Raw genomic sequence first — 6305 nt, forward strand, 5'->3', positions numbered from 1 at the left:
TCCTTTTCATGATGACGCGCCTGCCCAAAGGATTTCGCCGCCTCACCAGCACGGCGCTTTCGCTCTCTGCCGGGATCGTTCTGGTTGGCTCGGGATTGGACGGGTCCTGTATGGGCGGTGTGGCCCATGCAGCAACAAGCCCGTACACCACGACACCCAATCATCCCCTTCATGGCGCTGCCCCTTCCCGCGCCACCCATACGCCGCGCAGCAGCACCCATGCCCGGCGCCATGCAGCACCCCATTCCGATCCGGAGGCCATTCAGGTCACGGGATCACGCGCTCAGCGCTTCCTGACAACGGCGGCCACGGTCAATGTGCTGAGTGGCCGCGAGTTGCAGGAACTGCACATCACCAGCCCCAAGGACATTGCCGCCTATACGCCGGGCCTTACCGCCGTGAATGCGACGTCTGGCAGCACGCCTGTCTTCTCGATCCGAGGCATCGGGCTTGATGACTATACCGGCAACAACATGGGCGGGATCGGCATCTATCAGGACGGCGTCTTTGCCCCCTATCCCGTGTTCTATACGGGGCAGATGTTCGACACCCAGTCCGTCGCCGTGGAGAAGGGGCCGCAGGGTTTCGATTACGGGCGCAGCTCCACGGGCGGGAATATTGCGGTCGAGACGGTCAAGCCCGATGACAAATTCGGCGGCTATGTCGATTGGGGCTATAGCAGCTACGGCACCAACACGGCGAGCGCAGCCGTCAATGTGCCGATTACCGACCGTATCCAGAACCGCACCGCCTTTTCCTATATCAATGGTGATGGCTGGCAGCGCGATATCCACACCAACAAACGCTATGGCTCGCAGGATCAGCTGGGCTTGCGCAATCTCACGCGCTTTCTGATCGATGACCGTTCGAGCCTGCTGTTGAACATCCACTATACGCGCGACAAGGGTATTTCGATGTCGCCGCAGGATACGGATGGCGATGCGGTCAACGGCTTTCCGACCGGAACGGTGGGTGTGGGGCCGAACGCCGCCTATAACGCGGTCAATGTGGGCACGAACCGTGTGGGCCGCAACGAGAATGGCGGCGGCGTCTCGATCAATTACACCCATGATTTCAACTGGGGGCAGTTCGTCTCGACCACTGCGTTCGACGCCTTCCGTCGCAGCGATTATGATAATTACGATGGCGAATCAATTAACGTCGGTGATTATCACTGGAACGACACGTCCCTCGCCCAGTCCCATGACATGCATCTCAGGATGGATCTGGCAAAGCGCTTCCACCTGACGGTGGGCGTCTACGAATCCTGGGACAAGATCAACGGGGCCTATACGAGTTACCGCTCCTTTCTGCTCGGCGTGCCCAATGGCAATCTGACGGATCGCTTCGTGCAGCAGAATGTCTCGACCGGGCTCTATATCAACACGGTCACCAATGTGCTGCGTAACCTCGATTTCATCGCCTCGGGCCGTTTCTCCTGGGATGATCGTGGCTTCAATGGCGGCACGATTGACGATGCCGGCGCGCTGACGAGCAAGGGTGCCTATCTCTCGCGCCTCGACACCACCCATTCCTATGCCCGCCTGACAGGGCGCGTGGGGCTGCGTTACACCATCATGCCCGGCACACAGGTCTATGCCACCATCTCCAACGGCTACAAGGCAGGCGCCTATTTTGCGGCCCCTGTCTCTGCCCCTCAGGCGCTTGATTATGTGCGTCCTGAAAACATGATCGCTTACGAAGTCGGCGCCAAGACAAGCCTGCTGCACAACCATGTGCAGATCGAAGGCGCGCTGTTCGACTACGAATATCACAACCGCCAGACGCTGTTCGTGGCTGAAATGCCCATGAACATCACCTCGCTCAGCCTTGGGCCTATCCCCCGTGCCCGTACCCGCGGCGGCGAATTGTCGAGCACATTGCATGATCTGATCCCCAATCTCGATCTGCGCGGCTCCTTTGCCTATCTCGATGCGCAGGCCACCAATGCGGTCAATGATATCGGCGGTCTGCCGCTGCTTTCCTCGGTCACCGCTCATTCGGTGCTGCCTTTTGCCCCGCGCTTTTCATGGAATGCGGTGGCACGTTATGGCATCGACCTGCCGCGCGCCTATCGTATGACGCTCCAGACCAGCTACACCTGGAAAGACAATATGCTGGTGGCCCTGGGTGACCCCAATGGCGTGACCGACAAGATCAGCTCGTTCGGAATGCGCATGGAAGTGGGGCCCAAAACCGGCAAATGGACCGCTGCCGTGTATGTCGACAACATGCTCAACAAGCACGGCAACACCTACTCCTTCACAGGCTCGGATAATTCCCGCGTGCAGTTCCTTCAGACGCCACGCTGGATCGGCTGCGATCTGCGCTATAATTTCTGATCCGACACAAGCATGACGGGAGACGACACGCCGATGCGCCTCGACAGCTTCCTGACACTCTGGGGCGATACACGCCCCTGGGGTGAGGCCATCGCCGATGCCCATCGTCGGGGTTATGACGGAATCGAGGCGCGTATCCCGGAGCCGGAAAACCTCGCTGCCTGCCGCACGGCCCTGCGCGACACGGATTGCCCCTATATCGCCATTGCCCTGACCGGCGGCGGGGTCATCCCCCGCCAGAGCGCGACGCTGGACGACCATCTGGCCGATCTGGATGAGACCCTCGGGCGGGCCGCGCTCCTCTCCCCCCGCTTCGTAAACGTGCTGGGCGGCAATGATCGCTGGAATGCTGCGCTTCAGGCCGAATTCATCGGTCGTGCAGTGAATCTGGGGCAGAAGCACGGGCTGACGCTCAGCTTCGAGACCCATCGTGCCCGGCTCTGCGCCACGCCCTGGATGACGCTCGATGTTCTCGCGCAGATACCTGAGGCGCTTTTTACCACCGATATCAGCCATTGGGTCGTAGGCTGCGAAAGACTGCTCGATGACCCCTGCGATGATTTCAGTAAATTCATCGCGCGTGTGCATCACGTTCAGGCACGCGTGGGCTATGATCAGGGACCGCAGGTTTCGCATCCGGCGGCACCTGAAAATCGCGCCGCACTCGATTTTCACCGCGATTTCTGGCGCCGAATCTGGGTGTCTCAGCGCGCGCGGGGTTACGATGTCACAACGCTGACACCGGAATGTGGCCCCGATGGCTACACCCATACCTTGCCCTTCACCGATCTGCCCCTTGCCGACCGCCATGCCATGAATGACTGGCTCAGGCAGGATCAGGTCAGATCCTTTGCGGGGTGCTTCCCCGCTTCAGCAGGAGAGTCCTGACATGACAGAAGAGACGTTCACGTCCATTCCGGTAATCGACATTGCCGGGCTGTATTCGGCAGACAAGGCCGATCGTCAGAAAGTGGCGGCGGCGCTGCACGAAGCGGCCAGCAGGATCGGGTTTTTCTATATTGCCGGCCATCGCGTCGCGCCCGAACTCATCATCGATCTGCGCCAGGCCGCGAAGGATTTCTTCTCCCAGCCTCTGGAGGAGAAAATGAAGCGCTATATTGGCAGTTCCGCCTCGCATAAGGGCTTCGTTCCGGAAGGGGAGGAAATCTACAACAAATCCCGCCCCGACCATAAGGAAGCCTTCGATATCGGCTATGAGGTTCCTGCCGATCACCCTCTGGTCCAGGCCGGAACGCCGCTGCTCGGTCCCAATGACTGGCCCGACATCCCGCTGTTTCGCGAGCGGGCAAGCGCCTACTACAAGGCCGTTTTCGAGTTGGGACGCGTGTTGTTTCGTGGTTTCGCCCTCGCGCTGGGGCTCGATGAACATAGTTTCGACGATGTGGCGCAATTTCCCCCCTCGAAGCTGCGCATGATCCATTATCCCTTCGATGGTGAGGCTCATGACGCACCGGGCATTGGCGCGCATACCGATTATGAGTGCTTTACCATCCTGCTGGCCGATCAGCCGGGTCTGGAAGTGTTGAACGGCAAGGGTGAGTGGATCGACGCACCGCCCATTCCGGGTAGTTTCGTGGTCAATATCGGCGATATGCTCGAAATGATGACGGCGGGGGCTTTTGTCGCCACTGCGCATAGGGTCCGGAGCGTGAAGGAGGAACGCTATTCCTTCCCGCTTTTCTATGCCTGCGATTATCATCACGAAATACGCCCCCTTCCCGCTTTCGAGAAGGGCGACACGGCCTATGAAGCCGTGAAGATTGGCGATCACATGTGGGCGCAGGCCATGCAGACCTATTCCTACCTCATCGCCAAACGCGAGCGCGGTGAAATTGCCTTGCCTGAGGGAACACGACGTACAAATACATTCGGGCATTTCAGCAAGACGGGAGTGACCGCATGACCGCCCGGACCGAGAAGGAATTGCGCGAGGAACTGGCCGCCGCCTATCGGCTCTACGCGCATTTCGGCCTTACCGACATGGTCTACACCCATCTCTCCGTGCGTTTGCCCGGCGAGGGGCATCGCTTTCTGGTCAATCCCTACGGGCTGCTTTTCGAGGAGATCACGGCAAGCTCGCTCGTGGTGGTGGATTCCGAAGGGCACCCCCAGCAGGAGACAAGCTGGCCGGTCAATCCGGCTGGGTTCGTGATCCATTCCGCCGTGCACCGGGCCCATCCCGAGGCAGACTGCGTGATGCACAGCCACACGCTCGCGGGCATGGCCATTGCCGCGCAGGAAGAGGGTATCCTGCCCCTGAACCAGATCAATATGGAGTTTTACGGGCGCATCGGCTTTCACCCCTATGAGGGCATTGCGGCAGACGACAATCTGAGCGAGCGCGAGCGTCTGGTGCGCGATCTGGGCAACCATATGGGGCTGATTCTGCAAAATCACGGCCTGCTGACCATTGGCAGCACCGTGGCTCAGGCCTTTTACCGCATGTATTATCTTGAACAGGCCTGCCGCGTGCAGCTGGCCGCGCAATCGACCGGGGCCAGGCTGCATTGCCCGAGCGAGGCCGAGGTGTTGCGCGCGCGCCAGCAATTCGAGACAGACCCCGATCAGGGCCAGATGATCTGGAAGGCCCTGCGCCGCAAGCTGGATCGTGAGCAGCCGGATTACAAGAACTGAGTCAGGGAACGCGCCCTTGGCAGGGCATGAGGCAACCGCTCGGAAGCTGGTCGCGCTTACAAGACGCCCATCCGGAAGCCTATTCCATGGGGCGCTTCCCATGGCTCTTATCCGGGCCGGGCGCCCGGAGCCTGAGTGAGGGCGGCCCTGAACGTAAAAAACCCTCCGGGCCGCGAAGCCCGGAGGGTTTTTCATATCAGACGAGCGAGAGGATCAGAGAACGACCTTCACGCCGAACTGGAAGGAGCGAAGAACGACACCGTTCTGGGTCCAGGACGAGTTGTAGAGGTAACCGCCATAGGTTCCGAAATCGTAAGGCGATTTGAAGCCAAGCAGGTTGTAGACGTTGGCATAGGCGCTCCAACGGCGGTTGAACTGATAGTTCACCGTCAGGTCGACATCCCAGAAGCCCTTGACCTTGCACTGGCCCAGCGGAACGAAGCTGCTCGACTGAAGCGCGTCCGCGCAATTGCCTGCCGTGCCAGATCCGGTCTGGTCTTCAGCCGTCGTGCGATAGCCGCTGGTGTAATAGACCGTCGGCGTGACAGCCAGCTTGCGCCATGACAGCGTATTGGACCAGTTGGCGCGCCAGCGGGGCGTTCCCGAGGCAGAAACCGCACCATACGGCCCAAGCGTTCCGGCATAGCGATAGACCGAGCCATCCGGATTGGTCAGGTTCATGCGACGAACGAAGGTCGCTGTGCCCTTGCTGTACCAGTGGACTTCATGAAACACGCCGGGAAGCTGCGTGTTGGCTTCGAAGGACAGGTCGAAACCGTCAGTCACGAGCTTGTTCGTGTTGACGTAGCCCAGATTGATGATGCCGGGGCGCAGCTGACCGCTGGGGTTCTGCGGATCGGCGATATCCGGGGTAACCGTCACACCGGTCGGCAGGGCTTCGCCTGCGAGATAGGCATTGGCCACGTTGGTGGTGCCAACCGGGTTAGGCGCAATGTAGTGATTCTTGCGGATATAATAGTAATCCGCCATCAGGGTCAGCCAGCGGGTCGGACGGAAGATCGGCCCACCCGAGAAGTTGGTTGACGTCTCAGGGCGCAGGTTCGGGTTACCGGCCGTGTTGGAGCCGATATAGTAGTTCTGCGCGTAGTTGTTGGGCGTACCGTTGGCGTTCAGATGCTGGCTGATGAAGTTGGCATTGTTGGGCGTGTAGGTGGTGTAGGTGTTTGGTCCCGGGTTTTGATGGTGCGGGTTTTGCGTGAATCTTGATGGCTCGTGCTGCCATTGCTGGCAAACGAATTCGTATGGCGTGAGGCCCCGGAGCGTCTTCAGTCGACGTGCGAAATTATA

Annotated in this window: 5 protein-coding genes and 1 pseudogene; 4 read left to right on the forward strand and 2 right to left on the reverse strand. The window is 59.8% G+C overall.

From position 1 onward, the window contains the following. Window positions 1-8 precede the first annotated feature (8 nt). From F3J08_RS13500 to F3J08_RS13515, 4 genes are read left to right on the forward strand one after another with little or no spacing between them, the layout of a single operon-like run. Window positions 9-2342 (forward strand): TonB-dependent receptor, encoded by a 2334-nt coding sequence (locus tag F3J08_RS13500; protein WP_240149353.1) that lies wholly within the window; start codon window positions 9-11, stop codon window positions 2340-2342. A gap of 12 nt (window positions 2343-2354) precedes the next feature. Next, on the forward strand, window positions 2355-3230 hold the full coding sequence (locus F3J08_RS13505) for a sugar phosphate isomerase/epimerase (protein ID WP_240149354.1): 876 nt from the start codon (window positions 2355-2357) through the stop codon (window positions 3228-3230). A gap of 1 nt (window position 3231) precedes the next feature. Further along, window positions 3232-4266, forward strand: a complete 1035-nt coding sequence (locus F3J08_RS13510; RefSeq protein ID WP_166930626.1) for an isopenicillin N synthase family oxygenase — start codon at window positions 3232-3234, stop codon at window positions 4264-4266. Beyond that, a complete protein-coding gene (locus F3J08_RS13515) occupies window positions 4263-4997 on the forward strand; it encodes a class II aldolase/adducin family protein (protein ID WP_166930628.1) in 735 nt (244 codons plus the stop codon). The genes F3J08_RS13510 and F3J08_RS13515 overlap by 4 nt, the downstream gene beginning before the upstream one ends. 213 nt (window positions 4998-5210) lie before the next feature. Here F3J08_RS13515 and F3J08_RS17230 read toward each other — a convergent pair whose 3' ends face one another. Together F3J08_RS17230 and F3J08_RS16980 are read right to left on the reverse strand one after the other, a co-directional pair. Next, window positions 5211-6143: a TonB-dependent receptor domain-containing protein gene (locus tag F3J08_RS17230; RefSeq protein WP_370458742.1), complete on the reverse strand. Its 933-nt coding sequence runs from the start codon at window positions 6141-6143 to the stop codon at window positions 5211-5213. Window positions 6144-6179: 36 nt separating this feature from the next. Next, a pseudogene (locus tag F3J08_RS16980) lies at window positions 6180-6305 on the reverse strand (IS481 family transposase); the annotation flags it as partial.

The organism is Asaia sp. As-1742, assembly GCF_011753235.1.
Taxonomy (GTDB): domain Bacteria; phylum Pseudomonadota; class Alphaproteobacteria; order Acetobacterales; family Acetobacteraceae; genus Asaia; species Asaia bogorensis_B.

Coding starts and splice junctions, on each gene's coding strand:
- F3J08_RS13505 (WP_240149354.1), top strand. CDS start 2,355: ATGACGGGAGACGACACGCCGATGCGCCTCGACAGCTTCCTGACACTC.
- F3J08_RS13500 (WP_240149353.1), top strand. CDS start 9: ATGATGACGCGCCTGCCCAAAGGATTTCGCCGCCTCACCAGCACGGCG.
- F3J08_RS13515 (WP_166930628.1), top strand. CDS start 4,263: ATGACCGCCCGGACCGAGAAGGAATTGCGCGAGGAACTGGCCGCCGCC.
- F3J08_RS13510 (WP_166930626.1), top strand. CDS start 3,232: ATGACAGAAGAGACGTTCACGTCCATTCCGGTAATCGACATTGCCGGG.